This window comes from Roseovarius sp., assembly GCF_027019125.1.
In the GTDB taxonomy this organism is placed as follows: Bacteria; Pseudomonadota; Alphaproteobacteria; order Rhodobacterales; family Rhodobacteraceae; genus Roseovarius.
Window position 1 is genome coordinate 348,720 of sequence record NZ_JALUXE010000034.1, and the last position, 25,517, is coordinate 374,236.

Sequence of the window (25,517 nt, forward strand, 5' to 3'; positions counted from 1 at the left end):
TGTCAGAGGAATGCGGCGCGGGTCGCGACCCGCGCCGACTTGGAGTCAGCGTGCGGAATAGGCCGACAGGATTGCAGCCCCGACATCGCCCGCGCTGGCGCGCCACTCGTCGGCCATCGTCTCGCCGATCTCGCGCAGACCGCGTGCAAGCTCTTCTGACGGGGCCGAGACCTGCATGCCGTTCTCCTTGAGGATCGCGATTTTTTCTTCGGTTTCCGCCATCGACATTTGCCAGCCGCGCGCCTCGGCCATCGCCGAGGCTTCGAACAGCGCCTGTTGCTGCGCCTCGCTCAGCGCCTCGAACGCACGCGTGTTCACGAAAACCATGTTCTTGGGCAGCCAAGCCTGCGTGTCGATGTAGTGGCTCACGAAATCCCACGCCTGCGAGGACACGCCCGTCGAGGGCGAGGTGATCATCGCGGCAACGCGCGAGGTCGAAAAGGCAGTTGGAATATCGCCCGCCTCAACCGTCGTGGGCACCGCGCCCATCAGCTGCGCCAGACGCTCGGTCGCGGTGTTGTAGGCGCGAAAACTGACGCCTTTCATCTGGTCGAGCGAGGTCACTTCTTCCGTCAGGTAGAGGCTCTGGCCCGGCCATGGCACAGCGAAAAGCAGGGTCAGCCCCTGCTCTGCCAGCCGCGCCGTCACCTCGTCGCGCGAGGCATCCCAGAGTTTCTTGGCATCGTCATAGCTCGCCGCCAAGAACGGCACCGAGTCGACGCCAAAGACTGCATCCTCATTCGCCAGCTGCGACATGAGGATCTCTCCGATGGGTGCCAGCCCCCGGCGCACGGAATCCCGAATTTCGGGATGCGCATAGAGCGAACCTGCCGAATGCACGGTGATGGTCAAGTCGCCGTTGGTCGCGGTTGCGACATCCTTGGCAAACTCCATGATGTTCTGGGTGTGGAAAACCGAGTCGCCGTAGGGCGTGGGCATATCCCAAGTCGTTTGCGCCTGCGCTGCCCCGAAGCTGAGGGCGAACGCCCCCGAGAGGGCAAGAGTGGTGAGGTGTTTCATTGTCGTCTCCCTGATTGAACGATGTGGCCGGTTGTTGCCCCGGTTCAAGGAAAGCTTGACGGATCATTTATAATTTGTCAACAAAATGTAAATGATCCGAAATGGGGACGAATGATATGAACAAGGTCTGGGATTTCTGGATTGACCGCGGTGGCACCTTTACCGATGTGATCGGGCGCAGCCCCGAGGGCGCGATCGAACCGCTCAAGCTCTTGTCCGAGAATCCTGAGGCTTATGAGGATGCGGCTATCGAGGGCATCCGCCGTCTTCTTGGCGGCACCATCGACGCGGCGCGCATCGGAACGGTTCGTATGGGCACAACCGTTGCCACCAACGCCCTGTTGGAGCGCAAGGGCGACGCCACGGTTCTCTTGATCACGCGCGGCTTTCGTGACGCGCTGCGCATCGCCTATCAGGCACGGCCGGATATTTTCGCCAAGGAGATCTTGCTCCCCGAACAGCTTTATTCCCGAGTGATCGAGGTGCCCGAGCGCCTGCGCGCCGATGGCACAGTCGAGAGCCCGCTCGACCTGAGCGCCGTCGCCGACGGTCTGGCCGAGGCCCGCAGCGCTGGGATTGATGCCGCCGCCATCGTGCTGATGCACGCCTGGAAAAACCCCGCGCACGAACTGGCCCTGGCTGATGCGGTGCGCGATGCAGGATTCGCGCAGGTGTCGGTCAGCCATGAGGTCTCGCCGTTGATCAAGCTGGTGGGGCGAGGCGATACGACGGTGGTTGACGCCTATCTGTCACCCATCCTGCGCCGTTATGTGGCGCGAGTGGCCGCAGCACTTGGCGCAACCCCGCCGGGTCAGCCGGGCCCTACGCTGCAATTCATGATGTCCTCGGGCGGCCTTACCGCGGCTGAGCGCTTTCAGGGCAAGGATGCGATTCTCTCTGGCCCTGCCGGGGGCGTCGTCGGCATGGCGCAGACCGCAGCGATTGCCGGGTTTGACAAGGTCATCGGGTTTGACATGGGCGGCACCTCGACCGATGTGGCGCATTACGCGGGTGAGTATGAGCGCGCCTTTGACACCGAGGTCGCGGGCGTGCGTATCCGTGCGCCGATGATGCGGGTGCATACGGTGGCGGCGGGTGGCGGTTCCATCCTCCATGCCGAACCGGGGCGGTTTCGTGTTGGGCCTGACAGCGCCGGCGCCTATCCCGGCCCTGCCTGCTATCGCAATGGCGGGCCGCTGACCGTGACCGACGCCAATGTGATGCTGGGCAAGCTCAACCCCGATTTCTTCCCGCCGATCTTTGGCCCCGAGCAGGATCAACCGCTGGATCGCGATATGGTTTCGGCGCGCTTTGCCGAGATCGCCGCAGAGGCGGGCGACGGTAAATCACCCGAGGAAGTGGCCGAAGGTTTCGTGCGCATCGCCGTGGAAAACATGGCCAACGCGGTCAAGAAAATCTCGGTGCAGCGCGGCTATGACGTGACCCGCTATCTCTTGAATTCCTTTGGTGGCGCAGGCGGTCAGCATGCCTGCCTTGTGGCCGATGCTCTGGGCATGGAAAAGGTTCTGATCCATCCGCTTTCGGGCCTTCTGTCGGCCTATGGCATCGGTCTGGCCCGTGTCAGCGCGTCGCGGCAACAGATGGTGGTAGAACCGCTGGACGAGAGCAGCGATAGCCTTATCACTTCCGTGCTCGAGGATCTGACCACGCAGGTCATGCAGGAAATGCAGGCCCAGGGCGTGACAGGGGCAGAAATCCGTCCGCGGCTCTACCTGCGCTATGACGGCACCGATACCGCCCTGCCTGTGGCCTATGACACCCCGGCGCAGGCGCGCGCGGAATTCGAGGCGGCGCATCTGGCCCAGTTCGGGTTCACCACGCCCGACAAACGCGTCATCATCGACAGCGCCGAAGTTGAGGCCACCGACACAACCCCCCCCGCAGCACCCGAGAGCGGGGCGGCCCGGAGTGTTGCAGAGGCGCAGACCGACACGCGCACGCAGCTTTTCTGCAACGGCGAATGGACCTCTGCGGGCGTGTTCCGGCGCGCGGGTCTTGCCCCCGGAAACAGTGTCACCGGCCCTGCCCTGATCATCGAGGACAATCAGACCATCGTGGTCGAACCCGGTTGGCGGGCCGAGATCACGGCCCATGACCATGTGCTCTTGTCCCGCCACGAACGGATGGCGCGCGATATGGCCATTGGCACCGAGCAGGCCGATCCGATCCTGCTCGAAGTGTTCAACAACCTCTTCATGTCGATTGCCGAACAGATGGGTGTGACCCTGCAAAACACCGCGCAATCGGTCAACATCAAGGAACGCCTGGATTTCTCCTGTGCGGTTTTTGACGCCACCGGCGCGCTTGTGGCCAACGCTCCGCACATGCCAGTGCACCTTGGCTCCATGGATCGCAGCGTCGAGACGATCATCCGCCTCAATGAAGGGGATATTCACCCCGGCGATGTCTTCGCGCTCAACGCGCCCTACAACGGTGGCACGCATCTGCCGGATATCACCGTTGTCACGCCGGTTTTTGCCGAGGACGGGCAAACCATCCTGTTTTGGGTGGCTTCGCGAGGGCATCATGCGGATGTCGGCGGCACGGCGCCGGGCTCGATGACCCCGCTTGCCACCACGGTGGACGAAGAAGGCGTGCTGATCGACAATTTCCGTCTGGTCGAACAGGGCAAGTTCCGAGAGGACGCCTTGCGCGTGCTCCTTGGCGATCACCCCTATCCCTGTCGCAACATCGACATGAACGTGGCCGACCTCAAGGCACAGATCGCCGCCAATGCGCGCGGCATCAATGAGCTGCGCAAGATGGTCGAGAATTTCGGTCTCGATGTGGTGCAGGCCTATATGGGGCACGTTCAGGACAACGCCGCCGAAGCGGTGGCGCGGGTTCTGGAAAAACTCTCGGATGGCGCATACGAGTATGAGACCGACACAGGTCAGGTGATCCGGGTCAAGATCACCGTTGACCGTGCCGCGCGTGAGGCGACAGTGGATTTCACCGGGACATCCGAGGCGCGGAAAAACAACTTCAACGCGCCAGAGCCCGTGACCCGTGCCGCCGTGCTCTACGTGTTCCGCGTGATGGTCGAGGCGCCCATTCCCATGAACGCGGGCTGTCTGCGCCCGATCCGGATCATCGTGCCCGAGGGGTCGATGCTCTCGCCGCGCTATCCGGCGGCGGTGGTGGCGGGCAATGTGGAAACCTCTCAACATGTCACCAACGCGCTCTTTGGGGCGATGGGGGCCATGGCCAACAGTCAAGGCACGATGAACAACCTGACCTTCGGCAATGACGAATTCCAGTATTACGAAACCATCTGCTCTGGCTCGCCCGCAGGTCAGTTCAACGATGGGCGGCAGTTTCCCGGCACCTCGGGCGTGCATGTGCATATGACCAACTCGCGCCTGACCGATCCGGAAATTCTCGAACTGCGCTTTCCGGTGCTGTTGGAAAACTTTGCGCTGCGTCCGGGCTCTGGCGGCAAAGGGGCCGCAAACGCTGGGGATGGGACGATCCGCACCCTGCGGTTCCTCACCCGGATGGATTGCGCGATCCTGTCGTCGCACCGCAACCGCCCGCCGCAGGGCGGCGCGGGCGGCGGTGCAGGCGAGGCGGGCCGAACCGAAGTGCGCCGCCTCTCGGGCGCTGTCGAGGTGCTGAACGCCTGCGATCAGACTGTGCTGGAGGCAGGCGAAGCCGTGACCGTGATCACACCAACGGCAGGGGGGTTTGGCCGGGCTTGACCCCGGCCACCCTCAGATCTCGGGATTTGGCAGGCTCTCGAACGCGCGTTTGAGGGCGTCCCCCCATCCGTCCGAGATGGTGCGGAAATAGGGATCATCCGCCTCGATGCGGTGCACCGGGGACAATACCATGCTATCGGCCTCGTAAATGCACATATCGAGCGGCAAGCCGACCGACAGATTGGCCTTGATGGTCGAGTCAAAGCTGACCAGCAACAGCTTCATCGCATCGGCAAAGCTCATGCCGGGTTCATAGGCGCGCACCAGAATGGGGCGCCCGTACTTGGTCTCGCCGATCTGGAAAAAAGGCGTCTCGCGGCTGGCCTCGATGAAATTGCCTTCGGGATAGATCAGGAACAGACGCGGCGGCCCACCCTTGATCTGACCGCCGAGGATCATCGTGGCGTTGAATGTGCTGTCCGCGCGTTGTCCGGTGCTGGCGTGGGTTTCGATCACATCACGCAGGGTGCCCGCCACCAGCCGTGCGGCCTGAAACATCGACGGCACCGACAGGATGGTCGGGTCGCGTTCGTCATGGGCCTTGGTCCGCTCTTCGAGAAGGCTGATAACGGCCTGTGTCGTTGCCAGATTTCCCGCCGTCAACAGCACCATCGCCCGCTCTCCGGGCATTTGCCACGTGTGCAGTTTGCGAAAGGTCGAAATATTATCGAGCCCCGCGTTGGTGCGCGTGTCGGACATGAAAACGATGCCGCGATCAAGGCACAGGCCCACGCAATAGGTCACGTCTGAAACCCTCTGTCACTGTTGCTGCGTCACCTGCAGCGTCACGTCCATGTTCTCGGTCGCCGCCCCATACCGATGCCCGGAAACCGGCGCAGCTTCGGTATAGTCCAGCCCGGTCGCCACCCGCACATAACGCGTATCGGGCGAGATGGCGTTGGATACGTCGAACCCAACCCAACCCAAACCCTCGACATGGGCCTCAGCCCAGGCATGGGTTGCGCTCTGTTCGTCTTGACCGTCCATTCGCAGATAGCCGGAAACATACCGCGCCGGAAGACCCATTGCGCGGGCGCAGGCGATGAAAACATGCGCGTGATCCTGACAAACGCCGTGACCGGCGGTCAGCGCATCTTCGGCTGTCCAGGCAACTTCGGATTTGCCTGTCTCATAGGTGATGGCATCATGCACCCGCCGCGACAGATCATGCAGCCGGGCCAGATCGCCATCGCCTTCGACACCGCGCAGGATCTCGCGACAGCCCTTGCCGGCGCGAGTGTGCTCTGTCGGCCGCTGGAAAAGCCACAGTGGGGCCATGCCGTCGTGCGGGCCGACAATCCCTGCCGTATCAGCCATCTCGACAACGCCCTCAGAGCGGATGATGAGCTCGGTGACATCGGCATCAAAGCTGAACATCGCCACGTGGTTGCGGTGATGATCGGTGAATTCGGCCTGTTTCGTGGCCCCTTCGACAGAGACGGACCATTCCACCACGTTCTGTCCGCGCGTCGGCTTGGGGTAGAGCCGGATTTGCTGCACGCCATAGGGGACAGGCGCGGAATAGGTGTAATGGGTTCGGTGTTTTATCGCGAGAAGCATGGGCTATCCGTAAAACCTGTAGTCAATCTCGATCTGTTGGCTGAGTTTGCCCAGATGGTTGAGAACCTCCTGCACATACTCATGCAACCCGTAATCAAAGATCGCGGCGACATCGTGGCTCATGAACCGGCGGCAGAGCGTGTCGGCCTGATGGTGGCATGGCAGGCGCAGATCGTAATCCGTAGCGAGATAGTTGAGATTGTCGCGCAGCTTGGCGCAGCAGAAATTCAGACTGCGCGGCATACGCTTGTCAAGGATGAGGAACTGCGCGATGCCCATCGGCGTCACATCCGGCCCGATCGCCAGCCGATAGCCGCCTTCGCCACTGACCGAGCGCAGGATCGTGTCCCATTGCACATTGTCCAGCCGCGAACCAACCGCCGCCGCCGACGGCAGCAGCACATAGTATTTAACGTCAAGAATCCGCGCGGTATTGTCAGCGCGCTCGATAAAGGTGCCGATGCGAATGAAATCATAGATTTCGTTGCGCAACATGGTCCCGAGGATCGCCCCGCGCACCAGCGCGTTGCGTTCGCGGATCAGTGACAGCACCTTGGGCAGATCGCGGGTCGCCACCTTGCGCGAGAGCGCCTCTTTCAGCAGCATCCAAAAGGAATTGACCGCCTCCCACGCCTCATGCGTGAGGGCTGTGCGCACCAGCCGCGCGTTGTGCCGCGCCTGTGTGACGACCGCCATCACAGAGGATGGATTTTCAGGGTCGCGCAACATCCAGTCGATCGCAAGTTCGGGCAGCACTTCGGCGTGCTTTTGTTGATAGCCATGGGCCACTGCTGCGGCCTGCAAGACCGAGAGCCAGTCGTCGGCACCGCTGCCGGCGCGCGTCAGCGCGATGCGCTGTCCGGTCTCGATCATCCGCGATGTATTCTCGGCGCGCTCCAGCAGGCGCGCCATCCAGAACAGACCTCCGGCGGTTTTTCCCAGCATCCTTTAGTCCTCCAGCACCCAAGTGTCCTTGGTGCCGCCACCCTGGGACGAATTCACCACCAGCGATCCCTTTTTCATCGCCACCCGCGTCAGCCCGCCGGGTGTCACGTTGATCCCTTCGGGCGACATCAGCACAAAGGGCCGCAGATCGACATGTCGCGGGGCCAGTCCCGACTTGGTGAACACGGGCACCGTCGATAGGCTGAGCGTAGGTTGCGCGATGTAATTGCCCGGCCGTGCGCGCAGCTTGCGCTCGAACTCCTTGAGCTCCTTCTTGCTCGCGGCCGGACCGATCAGCATGCCGTAGCCCCCCGATCCGTGCACCTCCTTGACCACCAGTTCCGACAGATGCGCAAGAACGTAATCGAGGCTTGCTTTCTCGTTGCAGCGCCACGTCGGCACATTTTGCAGGATGGGCCGCTCGCCGGTGTAGAACTCGACGATTTCGGGCATGTAGCTATAGATCGCCTTGTCGTCGGAAATACCGGTGCCTGGGGCGTTGGCAATGGTGATGCCGCCCGCGCGATAGACATCCATGATCCCCGGCACGCCAAGCGCGCTCTCGGGGTTGAAGTTGAGCGGATCGAGAAAGTCGTCATCGACCCGGCGATAGAGCACATCAATCGGCTGATACCCGCGAGTCGTGCGCATCGCGACACGCCCATCCACAATCCGCAGATCATGCCCTTCGACCAGCTCGACCCCCATCTTGTCCGCCAGAAAGGCGTGTTCGTAATAGGCCGAATTGTAGATGCCAGGGGTCAGCACCGCGACCGTTGGCGTGCCTTCACAGGCGGCCGGTGCCGAGGCGGCAAGCGAACGGCGCAGATTGCGCGGATAATCCGACACCGGGCGAACCTGGTTTCTGGAGAACAACTCTGGAAACATCCGCAGCATGGTTTCGCGGTTTTCCAACATGTAGCTGACACCCGAAGGCGTGCGCGCGTTATCCTCGAGCACAAAGAAATCATCCGGCCCCGTGCGCACAAGGTCGATGCCGGTGATATGGGTGTAGACGCCCCCCGGCGGCATCATCCCGATCATCTGAGGCAAAAACGCCTCGTTGTTCGAAATCATCTCCTGCGGCAAGCGTCCGGCGCGCAGGATTTCCTGTCGGTGGTAAATGTCATGCAAGAACGCGTTGATCGCGCGCACGCGCTGTTCGATGCCGCGTTCCAGCCGCTGCCACTCCCGCCCCGAGATGATGCGCGGAATGATGTCGAACGGGATCAGGCGCTCTTCAGCCTCTGACCGCCCATAGACATTGAAGGTAATTCCCGTAAGGCGAAAGAGATCCTCCGCCTCACGACTTTTGGCCCGCAGGCGAGCGGCATCTTCCTCGCTCAGCCAGGCGTCGAATTTGGCATATGGGCCACGAATCTGCCCGTTCTGCCCCTGCATTTCATCGAACATATCCATAGGATCATGCTTTCCCTGTCCGGGGGCCTGTGCAATCGAAATTGTTGCGACAAGCCGGTCCCGATGCGGTTTCATGCCCGCTTATCCCTCAGTCATGCACAAATTTTGGGCTTTGGCAAAGAGTTGTCGCGAAAGCGTCATCCCTGACCTTGGACAAAATGATACTCTGACTTACACAAAATATTAGAATTTATTCCTTTTTGTTAGGAAAACTGAAGTTTATAACAAGGGTCACAGTCTACACACCAGCCAGAGGATGCCGTGACCCGAACGCCCGAGATGTTGCACGTCACCGTTCAGCGCGGCACGGCACAAGACTCCCGCAAAGAGCGGTACGACGTGCCCGCGCGGGAAAACCAGACAGTGCTCGACGTCGTAAGCTGGATTCAGCAAGAGGCCGATCCGACGCTCAGCTATCGCTTTGCCTGCCGCGTGGGCATGTGCGGCTCTTGCGCCATGATGGTCAACGGCGTGCCGCGCTGGACCTGCCGCACCCACGTCAGCCGCGTTGCGGGCGATGGGCGGCTGGACATCGCGCCCCTGCGCAACCTTCCGGTGATCAAGGATCTGGCGACGGACATGGACCCGTTCTTTGACAAATGGGTCGCCGCCGAGGCCCACCACCATCCGACACGTGGACGGCTTGAAGAGTTTGATCCGATCAAGCCGGACAGTCCCGAGCGCGCCGAGGCCAATCTTGGCATCGAATGTATCAACTGCGGCATCTGCTACGCCGCTTGTGACACGGTAGCGGGCAATCCCGATTACCTTGGTCCTGCGGCCCTGCAACGTGCATGGACTCTGCTCAACGACAGCCGCGATGCTGACCGGCCCGGCATTCTGGCGGCTGTCTCGGGTAGGGGTGGCTGTCACAATTGTCACTCCATGGGCAGCTGCGCGCAATATTGCCCCAATGGTTTGAACCCGATGCGCGCGATTGCGGGGCTCAAGCGCGAGACGGTCAAGGCGGCCTTGCGAGGGAAACGCGATGCTTGATCTGCGGCTTTACATGGCGCAGCGCCTGAGCGCGCTGGTAATGGCCCCGTTGGTGCTAGGGCATATCGCGGTGATGATTTACGCCATTCAGGGTGGGCTCAGCACGGCAGAGATACTTGGCCGGACGCAGGGCAGCCTCCTGTGGTTCCTGTTTTACGGCACCTTTGTGCTGGCCGTCTCTGTTCACGCCGCCATCGGTCTGCGGGTGATCGCGCATGAATGGTTGCGCCTGCGTGGAACTGCCCTTGGCCTTTTGACATGGGGCACCTGTGCCGCGCTCCTTGCGCTCGGGTTCAGTGCCGTCTTTGCGGTGACGCTGCCATGAAACACCCGCCCCGTTCGCATCCGCTCTGGCTGGCCTTTGTGCTGCACCGGGTCTCGGGTCTGGCCCTGGCCCTCTTCCTGCCCGCGCATTTCTGGCTCTTGTCACAGGCGATTACCGCCCCTGCGCGACTTGATGGCTTTCTCGCCTTTGCCGACAATCCCTTGGTCAAGATCGCCGAATTCGGTCTCGTCTTTCTGCTCGCAGTCCATATGTTCGGTGGCCTGCGCTTGATGGCGCTAGAATTCCTGCCATGGTCCGACCGCCAGAAAACGCTCGCGGCGGGGGCGGTCGGCGCGGCGCTCTTCCTGTCCGGCACGTTCTTCCTGAGGGCGATCTGATGACCCATATCGACCGGCACGACACCGATATTCTCATCATTGGCACCGGTGGTGCGGGGCTTTTTGCCGCGCTTCACGCGCAGCAATCGGCACCTGCGGGCACGCGGATCACCATTGCCGTCAAGGGCCTGATCGGGAAATGCGGCTGCACGCGCATGGTGCAGGGCGGCTATAACGTGGCGCTGGGCGGGGGCGATAGCGTCGAGCGGCATTTCATGGACACCATAAAGGGCGGCAAATGGTTGCCCAATCAGGACATGGCGTGGAAACTCTGCGAACAGGCGGTGGTGCGTATCCACGAGCTAGAGAATGAAATCGGGTGCTTCTTTGACCGCAACCCCGATGGCACGCTGCATCAAAAGGCGTTTGCCGGGCAGACCGCCGACCGCACGGTCCACAAGGGCGACCTGACCGGGATAGAAATCATCAGCCGCTTGATGGAGCAGGTTCTGGCGCGCCCTGTCGAGAAGTTGCAGGAACACCGCGCGATTGGCCTCATCCCCACGCGCGACGGTAGCGCGCTCGCGGGCGTGCTCTTTATCGACATGCGCACAGGCGGTTTCCGGCTGGTTCGGGCCAAGACGGTGCTGATGGCCACCGGCGGCGGGCCGACCATGTACAAGTACAATACCCCCTCTGGCGACAAGACGATGGATGGCCTCGCCATGGCGCTGCGGGCGGGGCTGGAGTTGCGCGACATGGAAATGGTGCAGTTCCACCCCACCGGCCTCTTGGCGGGGGACCATACGCGCATGACCGGAACAGTGCTGGAAGAGGGGCTGCGCGGTGCAGGCGGTCAACTGCTCAACGGCGCGGAAAACCGCTTCATGTTTGACTATGACCCCAAGGGAGAGCGTGCGACGCGCGACGTGGTCAGCCGCGCCATCTATGCCGAGATGCGCAAGAACAACACCTCGGCGAATGGCGGCGTGTTTATCTCCATGTCCCATCTTGGGCCCGACACCGTGCGCGCCAAGTTCCCCGGCATGGTCAAACGTTGTGCCGATAGTGGCTTCGATCTGGCGGGGGGCCTCGTCGAGGTTGTGCCGACCGCGCATTATTTCATGGGCGGCGTGGTGGTTGATCCCGACACCCGCACCGCGATGGAGGGGCTTTATGTGGCGGGCGAGGATGCGGGCGGCGCCCACGGCTCGAACCGTTTGGGCGGCAATGGCGTCGCCAATTCCACCGTTTATGGTGGTGTCGCGGGTGACGTTATGGGCGCCGATATTCGCAGCATTGGGGCGCTCCGCGATCCCTGCCCCGAGGTGTTGCAGGCCGAGATTGCGCGTGCGCTGCACCCCCTCACGCGCCAGCCTGCGCCGGTCCATCCGCTGCGCGCGGCACTGCAAGAGGCGATGTGGGACGATGTCGGCGTCATGCGCACCGCCGCGGGAATGGAGCGTGGGCTGACCCGCGTGGCCGAAATTTCCGAAGCGCTGATGAATGTCGGCGTCGCGGGCGATAATCTCGCCTTCAACCTCACTTGGCACGATTGGCTCAACCTGCGCTCGCTCTGCGACGTGTCCGAGGCGATCACGCTGGCGGGCCTTGCGCGCGAGAACTCGCGCGGCGCGCATTATCGCGAGGATTTCCCCGAAGAGGGCGATCTCGATGCCTCTTACTTTACCGTGGTCACGCAGCGGGGCGATGACCTGACCGTGCGCCGCGACCCGGTGCAATTCAGCATCATTCGCCCCGGCGAGACCATCTTGCCCGAAAATGAGCCTGAAACACTGGTGGCCGCGCAATGATCTCGATCGACCTCATCCAGAACACCGCCGAAGCCCTGATGGACAAGGCGGCCATTGAAATCCCCGAGGATTACCTGACCGGCCTTCAGGCCGCCGCCGAAACCGAGGATGGCAATCTCTCGTCCTTCGTTCTTCAGGCGATGCTCGAGAATTACAAGGCCGCCAAGGAAGACCGCCGCGCCATGTGCGGCGATACCGGCTGTCCGCGCTGGTATGTGAAAATGGGCAACGAGGCCCGGATCGAAGGCGGACCGGTCGCGCTCGAATCCGCGCTGCGCCGTGCGACGGCCAAGGCCACCTATGACGTGCCCCTGCGGCCCAACCGGGTGCATCCGCTCTGGCGCACCGATCACAACAACAATGTCGGCATCGGCGCGCCCGAGATCGAATACGGTTATGAGCCGGGGGGCGAATGGATCGACCTCATCACCGTGCACAAGGGCGGGCTTTTCGGCACCGATTATCGCATGCTCTTCCCCTCCGACGGGATCGAGGGGATCAAGCGGTTTTACCTCGATAGCCTCGTGGCCTTTGGCAAACGCGGGCTGGCCTGTCAGCCGGCGATCATCGGCATCGGGCTGGGTGGGTCCAAGGATACCTGCATGGTTCTGGGCAAGCGCGCCGCCTGCCTGCGTGTGGTAGGCAGCGAGAATCCTGACCCAAAGATTGCGGCATTGGAGCGCGAGTTCAAGGAACTGGGCAATTCCATCGGCATGGGCGCGATGGGCTTTGTCGGCAAGAACATGGTGATCAACTGCAATATCGAGGTGGGCTATTGCCATACCGGGGGCATGCAGATGTCGGTGCATGCCTTTTGCCTGTCATCACGGCGGGCCGTGGCACGCATCTATCCCGATGGCCGGGTCGAGCATCGCACCGATCCTGATTGGTTCACCTCCTATCAGCGCCGCGAAACCGTCGATTGGCCAGGCTCCGCTCAGGAGGCCGCAGAATGAGCAAGCCCCGCGAAATCCGCCTGAGCACCACGCCGACGCCCGAGGCCCTGGCCGAGCTTCGTCTTGGCGACATCGTCTATCTGGACGGGTTGCTCTATACGGCGCGCGAAGGTGTCTACATGCGCGCGCTTGAGGACAAGGCCAATATTCCGCTCGAACTGCCCAGCCAGAGCGCCGCGAATTTCCACTGCTCCCCCGCCGCTGCCATTCGCCCCGATGGGTCCTTCAACATGGGCGCGGTGACGGCCACTGCCTCGTTCCGCTTTGCCAAGTGGTTGCCGGAATGGATGGCCAAGACCGGTGCCAAGCTGATCATCGGCAAGGGTGGTATGTCGTCCAAGGATTACAAATCCTATTTCGTGCCCAATGGTGCGATTTACCTTTCGACGGTGGGTTATGGCACCGGCGCATTGTTGGGGCGCGGCATCGAAAAGGTCGAGGCCGTGCATTGGCAAGAGGAACTCGGTCTGGCGCAGGCGATGTGGGTCATTCGCTGCAACAAGATGGGGCCGTTCATCGTGGCCTCTGACCTTGAGGGCAATTGCCTGTTCGAGCGCGAGAACGCCAAGATTGCCGAGAATCTGGCGCGGGTTTATGAAGGAACCCGTCCCGCCACGCTCAAACGCTATGGCGAGACCGATGACCGCTCGGACGAGGTGATTGGCTAAAGCACTTCGCGCAGCAGCAGAACCACGCCTGAAACCAGGGTCAACACGATCAGCAACCGTCGAAAGGCCGTGTCGCTCAGGCGTTTGAACACGGTAATCCCGATCTGCGCCGCCAAGAGCGCGGCTGGAATGGCCATCGCGAGATAGATCAAGGTTTCATGGGTATAGGCCCCCTTGAGCGCGAGCAGCATCGTCGTGACCGCCAGAACCACCACATTGAACGGTTGCAAGACCGCGCGTGTTTCCTGCTTGGGCCAGGGACGCAGCGTGCACCACATCATCGGCAACGCGCCAGAGAGCGAGGCGGCACCGCCCAGAATGCCCCCCAGGAACCCGACCAGCATATCCCAGAACGGCGTCGCGCGCTCGAACCGTGGCAGGCGTGCGCGCAGGGTGAAATAGCCTCCGTAAAGCAGCAGCATTGCCGCCACCACGGTCTTGAGCGTGCTGGCGTCAATCACGCTGAGGATCATCACCCCAATGGGAATCCCCGCCAATCCGGGCAGCAGAAACCGCGCTAGCCGCCGAGTGTTCTGGCGGATCGCAGCGCGCACAACCCAAAGGCCTTGCAGTCCGGTGATGACCGAGAGCAGGACCAGCATGGCCACCGCCTGAAAGGGCGGCAACACGACGAGAAAGAAGCCAAGGGCGAACAGCGCCGTGCCAAACCCGGCCAGCCCGTTGATGAATCCGCCCGCCATCGCTCCGGCAATGACATAGGGTATGACCTCGGCGCTCATCCCGCCGGCCCGCCCGTGGATGGGGTGAAAACGCCGATCTCGACGGCACCCATCAGGGCCTTGTGGATTTCCTGGATGATGCGGATGCGTGGGTTGTCTCGCCGATAGGCCAGCGTCAATTGCCGCACGGGTGCGCCATCAGGCAGCGGCACACGGCGCAACGGAAGCGGCTGTACACCCCGCACACATCGCGCAGGCACGATGGACACACCTAGCCCCGCAAGGACCATGCTCGAAATCGCTTCTAGCCCCTGTAGCTCCATCGTGACCGACACGGGAATCCCGTGCTCGCGCAGCCAACCGTCGATCAGCCCCCCGACAACAGCATCGCGGCTGAACCGGATGAAGGGATGTCGGACCAAAAGTTCGCGCACATCGTCGCCCTCTGTCTCTTGTGGGGCGAGCAGTTCCATAGGTTCTTGTGCGATGTCGGCATGGTCGATTTCGGGAGGCAAAGGACCTTGGCGCGACAGCACCGCCGCATCAAGCGCGCCCCGCTCGACCTCGGCAATCAGCGCGGTGGTCATCCCGGGCACGATGCGCACATGCAACTCCGGATAGCTTTCCTTGAGCAGTCGGACCGACAGAGGTGTCAGCCCCGTGAGTGTCATCGGCACCGCACCAAGAGAGATCTCGCCACGAAACCCCTCGTCCCCCAGGACCGATGGCACGATGGCGTCGTAGGCGCGAACGATGTCACGCGCCCGGGCGACCAAGGCGCGCCCTGTCGGTGTCAACTCTGGAGACCTGCGTGAGCGGTCAAAGAGCATGACCCCCCATTCTTCCTCAAGGCTGCGCATCTGTTGGCTGACGGCGGCATGGGTGACAAAGACTGCCTCGGCGGCGGCGCTAAAGGTCTTGTGATCATCTACTGCAATCAGGGTGCGCAAGCGCCGGATTGACATGCTCCGCCTCTCTCGTAAGTTTAACTAATGCATCCTGTAACAGAATATTGCTTATATTAAGCCTGCCTTAAAGTTACACCTAAAGGCGACGGCGTTGCAATCCGCGAACAAGCCAGCCGCCGACACCACAGAGGAGGAGGAAAACATGAAGCTGAGACAGTTGGGCGCGGTTTGCGCCCTGGGGCTTGGCGTGACGGCGACCGCCGCATTGGCCGAATACCCCGAACGCCCCATCAACATGGTCATTCCCTATGGCGCGGGCGGTGCGACCGACATTTCGGCCCGCACGATCGCAGAGCCACTGGGTACCGTGGTCGGCAAGCCTTTGGTCATGTCGAACATCACTGGGGCAGGGGGCGCCACAGGATCGGTCGCGGTGCAGAATGCCAAGCCAGATGGCTATACCATGCTCTTTGCCCGCGTCGGTTCGCATACCGTCAACCCGGCGATGAAGGCGACGCTGCCTTATACGCTAGACGACTTCCGCTTTGTGACAGTCTATGAAATCAACCCCGTCGCCTGTGCGGTGCGCCCCGATTCCGGCATTGAGACAATCGAGGATTTGGTCGCACTGACAGAATCTGAAGGCACCAGCTTCAGCTCCTCCGGCGTCGGCTCGATGCTGCATCTCGCGGCGGTAATGGTGCTGGATGAGTTCGGCGTCGAGAACCCGCTCGACAAGGCGATCCATATCCCGCAAGGCGGCGGTGGCGAGGCGGCAACCGCCGTTCTCAACGGAACCGTGACATTCATCTGCACCAACACATCCGCCCTTGCCAATTTCGTGGCCAATGGGCAGTTGAAACCGATCCTCGTGACCACAGCAGAACCTGTACCGGGCTTTGACGCACCAACCGCTGTCGAACTCGGCAAACCGGACCTGACGCAGCTTGTGGGCTGGACAGGCATTGCCGGGCCGGATGATCTTCCTGACGATGTAGCCGCAAAGTGGGGCGAGTGGATGGCCGCCGCTGCGGGAGACGAGAAGTTCATCGCACAGATGAGCGCGCTTGGCTCGGTCATCAATGTCATGAGCCCCGAGGAGGCGAACGCCTTCATTCAAACTCAGTATGAAACCTTTCGTGCGTTGGTCGACAAACTCGGCATGCGCATAGAAGGCTGAAGACCCTCGCGAACGCTGGCCGGGCACCACGGTGCCCGGTCGCCTGAGGTCCGCAATCTGATCGGGGAGGATCAGGGTGAACAAACGTGCAATTCAGGTGCAACTGGGCATCGGCGCCTGTGCGGCTTGTCTTTTCCTGATCTTATACGCCATTCCCTATTGGATCTCTGCTCCAAGCAATATCCGGAACATCGTGTTGTCGCCCCGCTTCTGGCCCTATGCCATCGCCGGACTGACGGGGTTGGTCGGGCTCGGAATGCTGTTTGCGAACCGCAAGCCGGATGTGGATGACGCGCCCGTCAATGACCCGATCCAAGACCCGCAGGCGGGGTTGATCCGGCTGGCAGGCATGGCGGTATTGATGACCGTCACCTTCTGGCTCTTGCCCCGGATCGGCATGGTCTGGACCACGATGCTGGCCTTTGCGTCGCTCGCTTTTCTGGTCAAGACGCGTCATCCCAAGACCGCGTTGATCTGTGCCGTGACTGTTCCCCTCCTGCTCTATGCCTTCTTTGCTCATGTTGCGGGCGTCGCCATTCCGCAGGGTGAATTTGTGAGGCTGCCATGAGTGTGATTGACAGCATCATGGCCGGTCTCGCGCTGGTCGGAAACGTCGAGGCGATTGTGTCCTTGGCGATAGGTATCGTGATCGGCGTGATCGGTGGGGCAATTCCCGGGATTTCGGCGACAATGGCGGTGGCTCTGACGCTGCCCTTTACCTTTCCGATGCAGCCGATCAATGGAATTCTCTTGCTTTTGGGTGTCTACAAGGGCGGCATATTCGGCGGCTCAATCCCGGCCATTCTGATCAAGACACCGGGCACGCCCGCCTCATCCGCCACAGTTCTGGACGGGCATCCGATGGCCGCACGCGGCGAGGCGGGGCGCGCGCTTGGCATGGCGCTCTGGGCCTCCTGCACGGCGGATCTGATCTCGAACCTTGCGCTGATCCTTTTCGCGGGCTGGCTGGCGTCTTTTGCGCTCAGCTTTGGGCCGCCTGAATTTTTTGCGCTCATTCTGTTCTCGCTCACGATCATCGCGGGCGTGTCGGGCGAAAGCCTTTTGCGCGGTGCTCTCGCGGCGCTTCTGGGGCTGCTCTTGGCAACCATCGGGCTTGATCTTGTCTATGGCACCAATCGCTTCACCTTTGGCGATCCCAACCTGATGGGAGGTCTGAATTTCATCGCCGTGCTGATCGGACTCTTTGCCATCCCCGAGGTCATAAACATGGTTTGGAATCCCACCGGTCATATCGGCAAGGTGCAGGCCCTGGGCGGTAAATGGGTCACCTTCGCCGAGTATAAGCGCTGTTTTCGCTCCATCGTGCGTGGCAGTTTCATCGGGGTCTTCCTGGGCGCGATCCCCGGTATCGGCGCGGCCCCTGCGGCGTTTCTGAGCTATTCCGAAGCCCGCCGCAAATCCCCCAACAAGGCCAATTTCGGCAAGGGCGAGATCGAGGGCGTCGCCGCCTCGGAGGCAGGCAATAACGGCGTGGCGGGTGCCACTCTGATCCCGCTTCTGGCCTTGGGCGTGCCCGGCGACGTGATCACGGCCATCATCATCGGGGCCTTCATGGTGCATGGATTGCAACCGGGGCCGATGATGTTCGTGATGAACGTCGACATAATATACGGCCTCTTCATCGGCCTTATCTTTTCCTCTGGCTTGCTCTTGATCGTGGGCGGCCTGGCCATTCGCGGCTTCAAGCCCGTGGCTGATATTCCCAAGCGTATTCTGATGCCGATCGTCCTTGTGCTCTGCATCTATGGGGTGTTCGCGGTGAACAACAACATCTTTGACGTCGGCGTTATGTTCGTGATGGGTTGGGTCGGGTTCTTCATGTCCCGCTATCATATTCCCGCCGCCCCCTTCCTGATCGCCTTCATTCTGGGGCCCCTGCTCGAGGATAATTTCCGCAAATCCATGCTGATGTCTGGCGGATCGCCCGATGTGCTGTTGCGGGGGCCAATCACATGGTTCTTCTGGGCCTTGACCCTGATCGCGGTCGTTGCGATTGCGCGAGGCACACTTGACAAGGCGCGGGACAAGGGCTGAACTCGTGTGGCATACGACCATCTCGTGTTGGTTTGCCGCGTGATAAGATTTTCGTGACAGGCCCTGCTGGGGGCTAGGAAAACACGGCTTCCCTTCATATATTCAAGAATAAAGATATAATCGTTGGCCACCCCTGACGAGCTTTTGCCATGGCGAGAGAGGAAGAAGAATGACCGGAGCCGAAACTGAATTTACCCCGCTTATGTCATTCGCGGGCGGTGTGCTGATCGGCTTGTCAGCCGTGTTGCTGATGTTTCTCCAAGGTCGGATCATGGGGGCCACCGGCATTTTGTCAGGGTTGATTACAGGCGGTGTGCCGGGCGACAAGAGCTGGCGTGCGGCGATGGTCGTGGGCATGATTGCCGGACCGCTTGTGGTTCTGGCGCTGACCGGACAAATGCCAGAGGTCGAGGTACCGATAAGCCTGCCGATGATCGTGATCGGCGGATTCATCGTGGGTATCGGTGTGACATTCGGCTCTGGCTGCACGTCGGGGCACGGGGTTTGCGGCCTTGCACGGCTATCGCCCCGATCCTTCGTGGCCACATTGACCTTCATGGTGGTGGCCTTTTCCACGGTTTATGTCATTCGTCACGTGATCGGAGTCTGAGCCATGCGTATCCTGTCAGCGCTGCTTGTCGGCCTTGTCTTTGGCGTGGGAATTGCCATCTCTGGCATGATCAACCCGGCCAAGGTGCTTAATTTCTTCGACATTGCCGGGACATGGGATCCGAGCCTGATTTTTGTCATGGGCGGTGCGTTGTTGACCACCTTCATCGGCTATCGGCTTGTTCTCAAACGCCCCGGTCCGATTGTCGAGGCAGAGTTCAAGCTGCCCACCAACCGGGTCATTGACGCGCGCCTGATCGGGGGATCGGCGGTTTTTGGTCTTGGCTGGGGCATCGCGGGATTTTGCCCCGGTGCAGCAGTCCCGGCCCTTGGCTCGGGCAGATACGAGGTTGTGGCCTTTGTCGCAGCACTCTTGGCCGGGCTTTGGGTGGCCAAGACGATACAGACGAAACAAGCGGATAAAAGGGTCACGGCGTGATGGACTATCCCGTGAACATGGGCGTGACGCCCGTAGTCAAGGCGTTCTTCGACGAGGCCACGAATACCATCAGCTACGTGGTCAAGGATCCCGACTCGTCCGCCTGTGCGGTGGTTGACAGCGTGATGGATATCGACATGGCGGCCGGGCGGATCACCTATACCCATGCCGATGCCATGATCGCTTATATTCTGGACCTCGGCCTCAGGCTCGACTGGATCATCGAGACCCATGTCCACGCCGATCACCTCTCGGCGGCGCCCTATATTCAGCAGAAACTGGGTGGCAAGATCGGGATTGGCGAGAAGATCCTCGTCGTGCAGGAAACCTTTGGCAAGATATTCAACGAAGGCACCGAATTTCAGCGCGACGGTAGCCAGTTCGATGCGCTGTTCAAAGATGGTGACACCTACAAGGTCGGGCAGATGACCTGCTTTGCCATGCACACGCCCGGCCATACGCCCGCCTGCATGGTTCATGTGATGGGCGATGCGGCCTTTGTCGGCGATACGCTCTTCATGCCGGATGGCGGTTCGGCGCGCGCGGATTTTCCCGGCGGTGATGCCGGCGAACTCTATGACAGCATCCAGAAGGTGCTGCGCCTGCCTGATGATATGCGCCTCTTCATGTGCCATGATTACGGCCCCAACGGCCGCGACATTCAGTGGGAGACCAGTGTAGGGGCGGAGAAGGCGTATAATATCCACGTCGGTGGCGGGAAAACCCGCGAGGAATTCGTGAAGTTCCGCACAGAGCGTGACGCGCAGCTTGCCATGCCACGGCTGATCCTGCCCTCTTTGCAGGTCAACATGCGCGCAGGCGAAGTTCCCCGCGACAGCGATGGCAACCCGATGCTGAAATTGCCGGTCAACCGACTCTGATCAAACGCTTGGATAGGGCAGGGAACGGCCGAAATGAACCTGAGCCGACTCGGTCGCTTCCTGCCCATTCTGAACTGGGGTCGGCAGTATACGCGGAACACGCTGACCGACGATGCTCTGGCAGCGGTGATCGTGACGATCATGCTGATTCCGCAATCTCTGGCCTATGCGCTTCTTGCTGGTTTGCCACCAGAGGCGGGGCTATACGCCTCGATCCTTCCGATCGTTCTCTATGCGATCTTTGGCACCAGCCGTGCCTTGGCCGTGGGGCCGGTGGCGGTGGTGTCGCTGATGACGGCGGCAGCGATTGGCGATGTGGCCGAGGCGGGCACAGCGGGCTATGCGGTGGCGGCTCTAACCCTCGCGGGTTTGTCGGGCCTTATCCTGCTTGCAATGGGCATGCTGCGCCTTGGCTTTCTGGCGAACTTCCTGTCGCATCCGGTGATTGCAGGTTTCATCACCGCCAGCGGTATACTGATCGCCGTCAGTCAGTTGAAACATCTCCTTGGCGTCCCGGCCAGCGGCGGAACTTTGCCAGAGATGCTCTGGTCGCTGCTGCAGCATTTGGGCGGTATCAGCAATTTCACCCTGTTTATTGGCATGGCTTCCGCCGCTTTTCTATTCTGGGTGCGTCATGGCCTGAAACCCTTGCTGGTGCGGTGCGGGCTGGGTCCACGCGCCGCGGATATGGGGGCCAAGGCAGGGCCAGTGATCGCTGTGGCCGTGAGCACCATTATCGTCTGGCGCTTCGAGCTTGATCAGCATGGTGTGGCCGTCGTCGGGGATGTGCCACGAGGCTTGCCGCCCCTGACACTTCCGTCCTTTTCTCCGGGCCTGATCGGTGCTCTCTTTGTGCCCGCGCTGCTGATTTCGGCGATCGACTTTGTTGAATCCATGTCAGTTGCGCAGACGCTGGCGGCCAAGAAACGCGAGCGGATCGACCCGGATCAAGAGTTGATCGGTCTGGGGGCTGCCAATATCGGCGCGGCCTTTACCGGCGGCTATCCCGTCACCGGCGGATTTGCCCGGTCTGTTGTGAACTATGACGCAGGCGCGGCAACGCCCGCCGCGGGCGCCTTTACCGCCGCTGGATTGGCCATCGCCGCGATGTTCCTCACTCCGCTGATCTATTTTTTGCCCATTGCCACGCTGGCGGCCACAATTATCGTGGCCGTGCTCAGCCTCGTTGATCTTGCGATCCTCCGCAGCAGTTGGACCTATTCAAAGGCAGATTTTGCCGCCGTGGCGGGTACCATCCTTCTGACCCTCGGTTTCGGGGTCGAAACCGGAGTTTCTGCCGGCGTTATCCTTTCCATCGGCCTGCATCTCTATCGCAGTTCCCGGCCTCATATTGCCGAAGTGGGCCTTGTTCCCGGCACCCAGCATTTCCGTAATATCCTGCGCCATCAGGTCCTGACCGATCCTGCGGTCGTGACCTTTCGACCCGATCAAAGCCTCTACTTTGCCAATGCCCGTTTTGTTGAGGATCACGTCTTTGCGCGCGTGCACTCCGGGGGGCCGGTGCGCGATGTGGTTCTCATGTGCTCTGCCATCAACGAGATCGACCTGAGCGCGGTCGAAACACTGGAAGAGATCAACAATCGGCTCAAGGAGATGGGCATCCGCCTGCATCTGTCAGAGGTCAAGGGACCAGTAATGGACCGGCTTTGCCGCGCGCATTTCCTGAGCGACCTCACCGGCCAGGTGTTCCAAGCGCAATACGATGCCTTTACGGCCCTCAGCCCCGATACGGTGGCAAGCGATCAGGCAAAGCCGGTGATGAGCTGACGCAAGCCAATCGCGGCACCCACAAAGATCGCGGCAAAGGTAACGGGCGCGCTGAAAGACAGCACGGAAAAGGCGGAAATTCCCTGACCGACGGTGCAACCAAAGGCCAGCACCGCGCCAAAGCCCATGCAGACCGCGCCCAACATCTGCCGCCGCAATTCCCGCGGATCCTCGCAGGCTTCCCACCGGAAATGGCCTTTGATCAGGCTGCCGCAAAATGCACCGGCTAACACACCAAAAACGGATGCCACGCCAAAGCTGAGGCCGCCACCGCTTGCCGTCATCAAAAAGATGATCGTTTCCCCGAGAGGCGCAGAGAAAGTATGCGTCTGCACCGGCTGCGGAATAAAGCCATGCGTGGCAACCCAGGAAGTGCCGAACCAACCAGACGTGATCGCAAGTCCAACCGCCGCCCCCCAAAAGACCGCACGGCGGTTCTGCAGAAAGTTGCGCGAGGCAAGCGCCGCAAAGCAGATCAGCGCTGAAATTGCCGCTCCCACCCAGACCATCGGTAATCCGGTGAGCGATCCAAGAACCTGCGCATAGGACTGGTTTTCGAACGCGGGGCTTGTTGCCTCTGTCGCGAGGATACGCAATCTCGCAAAGGGGCCCGACATCATCACATAGGCCGATATTCCCATCACAAGAACGATCACGAACGCTCTTAGATCGCCGCCGCCAAATCGGGCAAGCGCGCCAAATCCACAATTCCCGGCAAGCGACATGCCATAGCCAAAGAGAAGCCCGCCCGAGACACTGGCCAGCGGCGACCATGGCGTGATCCAATAGGCATTGCTGGAAATATCGAACAGGTCGAACCCTGCCAGACCAAAGGCCGTGATCCCGGCAACCCCGATGGCCAATCCCCACATCCGCAAACGCGTATCGCTCTGCTGATAAAGCAGATCCTCGATCGCGCCCAGAGTGCAGAACCGCCCCACGCGCGCCGCGAGCCCAAGGACCATGCCGCCGGCAAAACCAAAGAACAGGATGATCATGGGTTCAGGGATGCCGCCGGGCATGATGCTCCTCCGTTTGACGCTGGCAAGGTCGCGCTGCGTGGATCACGGTTGCTTGCAAAACAGATCGTAGACAACTTCGAGCATCTGTATCGCGCGGCGGTCTGTCAAACGGTAATAGATAGCCTTGCCCTCTCGCCGTGGTGTTACCAGACCTTCCAGACGCAAGCGTGAGAGTTGCTGAGACACTGCCGCCTGTCGCGCCGAGAGCAAATCCTCAAGCTCGGTCACGCTCTTTTCCCCGGTAGCGAGATGACACAGGATCATCAAACGCCCTTCATGGCTGATCGCCTTGAGGAACTCTGCCGCCGTATGCGCCAGGTCAAGCATCGCATCGATGCTCTCGTCAGACTTGTCCATAAGGGGAGGGGGAGCGCGGCGCAACATCGGTATCACGGCGCCTTGGTGGCATCGGGGTGCGCGTCCAAAAGCTGTGTCAGAAGAAACCAGAAGAACTCGTCGCCCGCATAGCCCTCTATCCGCCCCAGTTCCTGACCGTCCTCGACCAGAACAAAGGTCGGGGTAAAGATCGGTCGACTGTGAAAGGCAATGTCTTGGGGCAGCGCGTTGATCTGCACCCGGCGCAGGGGTGCGCGCGCGCCTTCCGTGGTCTTGGGATAAGCCGGAGCAATCTCGGCATTCCATCGCTCGCACCAATGACAACCATGCCGCTCGACCATGACCAGCTCAGCCGCCGACAGCGGACCAATCAGGCCGAATGTCAGGGAGAGGCTAACGAGAAAGGCAACGAGCGTGTGCATCGGTGTTCCGATTGACGGACAGAATAAAACATATGATAGTTTGAATATGTATGCGGATCAACCCGTCTGAGGATGCCCGATGTTCGATGTCTCACTGCTTAGCGCCTTTGTCGGGGGATTGATCGTCTTTTTCTCGCCCTGCGTGCTGCCAATCGTGCCCTTTTACCTCAGCTACATGGCTGGGGCGTCGATGTCCGAGATCAGCGCGGAGGGTCGTCTTGCTCCGGGTGTGCGCCGTCGCGCCTTTGCCGCGTCTGTCATGTTTTCTGCGGGAATCATCACGGTTTTTGTATTGCTAGGCGCCGCAGCTTTTGGCCTGAGCCAGGCGTTCCGGGGATTTCAGACAGAGTTTCGCATGTTTGCCGCGCTTGTTGTGCTGATCCTCGGACTGCATTTTCTGGGCGTGCTGCGCATCGGCTTTCTCAACCGGGTGTTCCAGATGGAGGCCGGCGACACCAGGAATATGTCGGTTCTCGGGGCCTATGTGGTGGGGTTTGCGTTTGCAGCCGGCTGGACGCCCTGTGTGGGTGGTGTGCTGACGGCAGTGGTCTTTACCGCCAGCACCGAGGCCACGGCGATGAAAGGGCTGGTGCTCCTCTTGGTCTTTGGTCTCGCCATGACCACGCCCTTCATGGTGGCCTCGCTCTTTATCGGACCGTTTCTGCGCTTTGCCGCGAAGTTCCGCCGCCACTTGCCCAAGGTCGAAAAAGCAATGGGGCTGCTCTTGATCGTCTTTGCTGCGCTCATTGCGACCGACAGCGTCAATTATATCGCCCAATGGATGCTGGAGACCTTTCCAGCCTTTCAAAACATCTGATCGAGGAGAAGCATGATGACAAGAATGTTGACCCTGCTGGCCGCCGCCCTGTTCGCAATGCCCGTCGCTGCGGTGGAACTGGGCGACGACGGCCTGCACAAGACGGACTGGATGCGCGACACTTTCAAGGACCTGCGTGAGGACCTGGCTGATGCCAATACCGAGGGCAAGCGCCTGATGGTGATCATCGAACAGCGCGGGTGCATCTATTGCACCAAGATGCATGAAGAGGTGTTTCCCCGTCCGGAAATTGCCGATTTCATCCGTGATAATTTCTTTGTCGTGCAGCTCAATTTGCACGGCGATTTGGAGGTTGTCGATTTCGACGGTGAATCACTGTCTGAGAAACAGGCCGCGCGAAAATGGGGGCTGCTCTTTACGCCGTCGATTCTGTTTCTACCCGAAGAGGTGGCAGAAGATCAGACAGCCGCACAGGCAGCGGTGGCGATGATGCCCGGTGCCTTTGGCCCCGGCACTACGTTAGACTTGCTCACTTGGGTGCAGGAGAAACGGTATTTGCTTGATACCGAAGAGGATTTCCAACGCTATCACGCACGCCGCATCGCCGAACGCGAAGCGGCAAAATCGCAGTGAGCAGCTGCGTGAGAATACATTAAATTCAAGAATACGAATTTATTGTTGTGTGATCGCGAAATTGTGTTCTATGATATACAAAA

26 protein-coding genes are annotated in these 25,517 nt (G+C 60.8%); 16 read left to right on the plus strand and 10 right to left on the minus strand.

The features are described 5' to 3' along the window. Positions 1-45: 45 nt before the first annotated feature. Positions 46-1,020 carry a TRAP transporter substrate-binding protein gene (locus MVC20_RS18010; RefSeq protein ID WP_297543910.1) on the minus strand — a complete coding sequence of 325 codons (975 nt, stop codon included), beginning with the start codon at positions 1,018-1,020 and terminating at the stop codon, positions 46-48. Positions 1,021-1,136: 116 nt separating this feature from the next. Between MVC20_RS18010 and MVC20_RS18015 the strand changes: the two genes are divergently transcribed. After that, positions 1,137-4,742, plus strand: a complete 3,606-nt coding sequence (locus MVC20_RS18015; protein WP_297543912.1) for a hydantoinase B/oxoprolinase family protein — start codon at positions 1,137-1,139, stop codon at positions 4,740-4,742. 12 nt (positions 4,743-4,754) lie between these two features. Here MVC20_RS18015 and MVC20_RS18020 read toward each other — a convergent pair whose 3' ends face one another. Genes MVC20_RS18020 through MVC20_RS18035 form a run of 4 tightly spaced genes read right to left on the minus strand, consistent with a single transcriptional unit; the run spans position 4,755 to position 8,666 of the window. Further along, entirely contained in the window at positions 4,755-5,486 is a 732-nt protein-coding gene (locus MVC20_RS18020; RefSeq protein WP_297543914.1) for a proteasome-type protease, read from the minus strand. 15 nt (positions 5,487-5,501) lie between these two features. Next, the gene (locus tag MVC20_RS18025; protein WP_297543916.1) at positions 5,502-6,302 is read right to left on the minus strand and encodes a transglutaminase family protein; all 801 of its coding nucleotides are present in this window, start codon (positions 6,300-6,302) and stop codon (positions 5,502-5,504) included. Between the two features lie 3 nt (positions 6,303-6,305). Continuing rightward, complete coding sequence (locus MVC20_RS18030; RefSeq protein ID WP_297543918.1) at positions 6,306-7,247, minus strand: alpha-E domain-containing protein; 942 nt, start codon at positions 7,245-7,247, stop codon at positions 6,306-6,308. Between the two features lie 3 nt (positions 7,248-7,250). Next, positions 7,251-8,666 (minus strand): circularly permuted type 2 ATP-grasp protein, encoded by a 1,416-nt coding sequence (locus MVC20_RS18035; protein WP_297544239.1) that lies wholly within the window; start codon positions 8,664-8,666, stop codon positions 7,251-7,253. Positions 8,667-8,927: 261 nt separating this feature from the next. Between MVC20_RS18035 and MVC20_RS18040 the strand changes: the two genes are divergently transcribed. From MVC20_RS18040 to MVC20_RS18065, 6 genes are read left to right on the plus strand one after another with little or no spacing between them, the layout of a single operon-like run. After that, positions 8,928-9,662 (plus strand): 2Fe-2S iron-sulfur cluster-binding protein, encoded by a 735-nt coding sequence (locus MVC20_RS18040; RefSeq protein ID WP_297543920.1) that lies wholly within the window; start codon positions 8,928-8,930, stop codon positions 9,660-9,662. After that, positions 9,655-9,987 carry a succinate dehydrogenase gene (locus MVC20_RS18045; protein ID WP_297543922.1) on the plus strand — a complete coding sequence of 111 codons (333 nt, stop codon included), beginning with the start codon at positions 9,655-9,657 and terminating at the stop codon, positions 9,985-9,987. Before MVC20_RS18040 ends, MVC20_RS18045 begins: the two co-directional genes overlap by 8 nt. After that, positions 9,984-10,325: a succinate dehydrogenase, cytochrome b556 subunit gene (sdhC, locus tag MVC20_RS18050; RefSeq protein WP_297543924.1), complete on the plus strand. Its 342-nt coding sequence runs from the start codon at positions 9,984-9,986 to the stop codon at positions 10,323-10,325. The genes MVC20_RS18045 and sdhC overlap by 4 nt, the downstream gene beginning before the upstream one ends. Then, complete coding sequence (locus MVC20_RS18055) at positions 10,325-12,079, plus strand: FAD-binding protein (RefSeq protein ID WP_297543926.1); 1,755 nt, start codon at positions 10,325-10,327, stop codon at positions 12,077-12,079. The genes sdhC and MVC20_RS18055 overlap by 1 nt, the downstream gene beginning before the upstream one ends. Beyond that, a complete protein-coding gene (locus tag MVC20_RS18060) occupies positions 12,076-13,035 on the plus strand; it encodes a fumarate hydratase (RefSeq protein WP_297543928.1) in 960 nt (319 codons plus the stop codon). The genes MVC20_RS18055 and MVC20_RS18060 overlap by 4 nt, the downstream gene beginning before the upstream one ends. Next, positions 13,032-13,703, plus strand: coding sequence for a fumarate hydratase C-terminal domain-containing protein (locus MVC20_RS18065; protein WP_037276229.1), 672 nt, complete (start codon positions 13,032-13,034; stop codon positions 13,701-13,703). The genes MVC20_RS18060 and MVC20_RS18065 overlap by 4 nt, the downstream gene beginning before the upstream one ends. Here MVC20_RS18065 and MVC20_RS18070 read toward each other — a convergent pair. Together MVC20_RS18070 and MVC20_RS18075 are read right to left on the minus strand one after the other, a co-directional pair. Continuing rightward, on the minus strand, positions 13,700-14,443 hold the full coding sequence (locus MVC20_RS18070) for a sulfite exporter TauE/SafE family protein (protein WP_297543931.1): 744 nt from the start codon (positions 14,441-14,443) through the stop codon (positions 13,700-13,702). The two genes, MVC20_RS18065 and MVC20_RS18070, sit on opposite strands and share 4 nt — an antisense overlap. Further along, entirely contained in the window at positions 14,440-15,348 is a 909-nt protein-coding gene (locus tag MVC20_RS18075) for a LysR family transcriptional regulator (protein ID WP_297543933.1), read from the minus strand. Before MVC20_RS18075 ends, MVC20_RS18070 begins: the two co-directional genes overlap by 4 nt. Positions 15,349-15,493: 145 nt before the next feature. Between MVC20_RS18075 and MVC20_RS18080 the strand changes: the two genes are divergently transcribed. From MVC20_RS18080 to sulP, 7 genes are all read left to right on the plus strand, one after another. After that, complete coding sequence (locus MVC20_RS18080) at positions 15,494-16,471, plus strand: tripartite tricarboxylate transporter substrate binding protein (RefSeq protein WP_297543935.1); 978 nt, start codon at positions 15,494-15,496, stop codon at positions 16,469-16,471. A gap of 76 nt (positions 16,472-16,547) precedes the next feature. Continuing rightward, positions 16,548-17,039 (plus strand): tripartite tricarboxylate transporter TctB family protein, encoded by a 492-nt coding sequence (locus MVC20_RS18085; RefSeq protein WP_297543937.1) that lies wholly within the window; start codon positions 16,548-16,550, stop codon positions 17,037-17,039. After that, complete coding sequence (locus tag MVC20_RS18090; RefSeq protein WP_297543939.1) at positions 17,036-18,526, plus strand: tripartite tricarboxylate transporter permease; 1,491 nt, start codon at positions 17,036-17,038, stop codon at positions 18,524-18,526. The genes MVC20_RS18085 and MVC20_RS18090 overlap by 4 nt, the downstream gene beginning before the upstream one ends. A gap of 169 nt (positions 18,527-18,695) precedes the next feature. Continuing rightward, positions 18,696-19,136 (plus strand): YeeE/YedE thiosulfate transporter family protein, encoded by a 441-nt coding sequence (locus tag MVC20_RS18095; protein ID WP_297543941.1) that lies wholly within the window; start codon positions 18,696-18,698, stop codon positions 19,134-19,136. Positions 19,137-19,139: 3 nt separating this feature from the next. Next, positions 19,140-19,574, plus strand: coding sequence for a DUF6691 family protein (locus tag MVC20_RS18100; protein WP_297543943.1), 435 nt, complete (start codon positions 19,140-19,142; stop codon positions 19,572-19,574). Beyond that, positions 19,571-20,455 (plus strand): MBL fold metallo-hydrolase, encoded by an 885-nt coding sequence (locus tag MVC20_RS18105; RefSeq protein WP_297543945.1) that lies wholly within the window; start codon positions 19,571-19,573, stop codon positions 20,453-20,455. The genes MVC20_RS18100 and MVC20_RS18105 overlap by 4 nt, the downstream gene beginning before the upstream one ends. A gap of 33 nt (positions 20,456-20,488) precedes the next feature. Beyond that, positions 20,489-22,243 (plus strand): sulfate permease, encoded by a 1,755-nt coding sequence (gene sulP, locus MVC20_RS18110; RefSeq protein ID WP_297543947.1) that lies wholly within the window; start codon positions 20,489-20,491, stop codon positions 22,241-22,243. Here sulP and MVC20_RS18115 read toward each other — a convergent pair. From MVC20_RS18115 to MVC20_RS18125, 3 genes are read right to left on the minus strand one after another with little or no spacing between them, the layout of a single operon-like run. Beyond that, positions 22,219-23,265: a YeeE/YedE family protein gene (locus tag MVC20_RS18115; protein ID WP_297543949.1), complete on the minus strand. Its 1,047-nt coding sequence runs from the start codon at positions 23,263-23,265 to the stop codon at positions 22,219-22,221. The two genes, sulP and MVC20_RS18115, sit on opposite strands and share 25 nt — an antisense overlap. Positions 23,266-23,307: 42 nt before the next feature. Further along, a complete protein-coding gene (locus MVC20_RS18120) occupies positions 23,308-23,622 on the minus strand; it encodes a metalloregulator ArsR/SmtB family transcription factor (RefSeq protein WP_297543951.1) in 315 nt (104 codons plus the stop codon). Positions 23,623-23,654: 32 nt separating this feature from the next. Next, positions 23,655-24,023: a hypothetical protein gene (locus MVC20_RS18125; protein WP_297543953.1), complete on the minus strand. Its 369-nt coding sequence runs from the start codon at positions 24,021-24,023 to the stop codon at positions 23,655-23,657. A 79-nt stretch (positions 24,024-24,102) separates the two neighbouring features. On the opposite strand from MVC20_RS18125, the gene MVC20_RS18130 reads away from it, so the two are divergent. Then, positions 24,103-24,840, plus strand: a complete 738-nt coding sequence (locus tag MVC20_RS18130) for a cytochrome c biogenesis protein CcdA (protein ID WP_297543955.1) — start codon at positions 24,103-24,105, stop codon at positions 24,838-24,840. A 15-nt stretch (positions 24,841-24,855) separates the two neighbouring features. Then, positions 24,856-25,434: a thioredoxin family protein gene (locus MVC20_RS18135; RefSeq protein ID WP_297543957.1), complete on the plus strand. Its 579-nt coding sequence runs from the start codon at positions 24,856-24,858 to the stop codon at positions 25,432-25,434. The last annotated feature ends 83 nt before the right edge of the window (positions 25,435-25,517 follow it).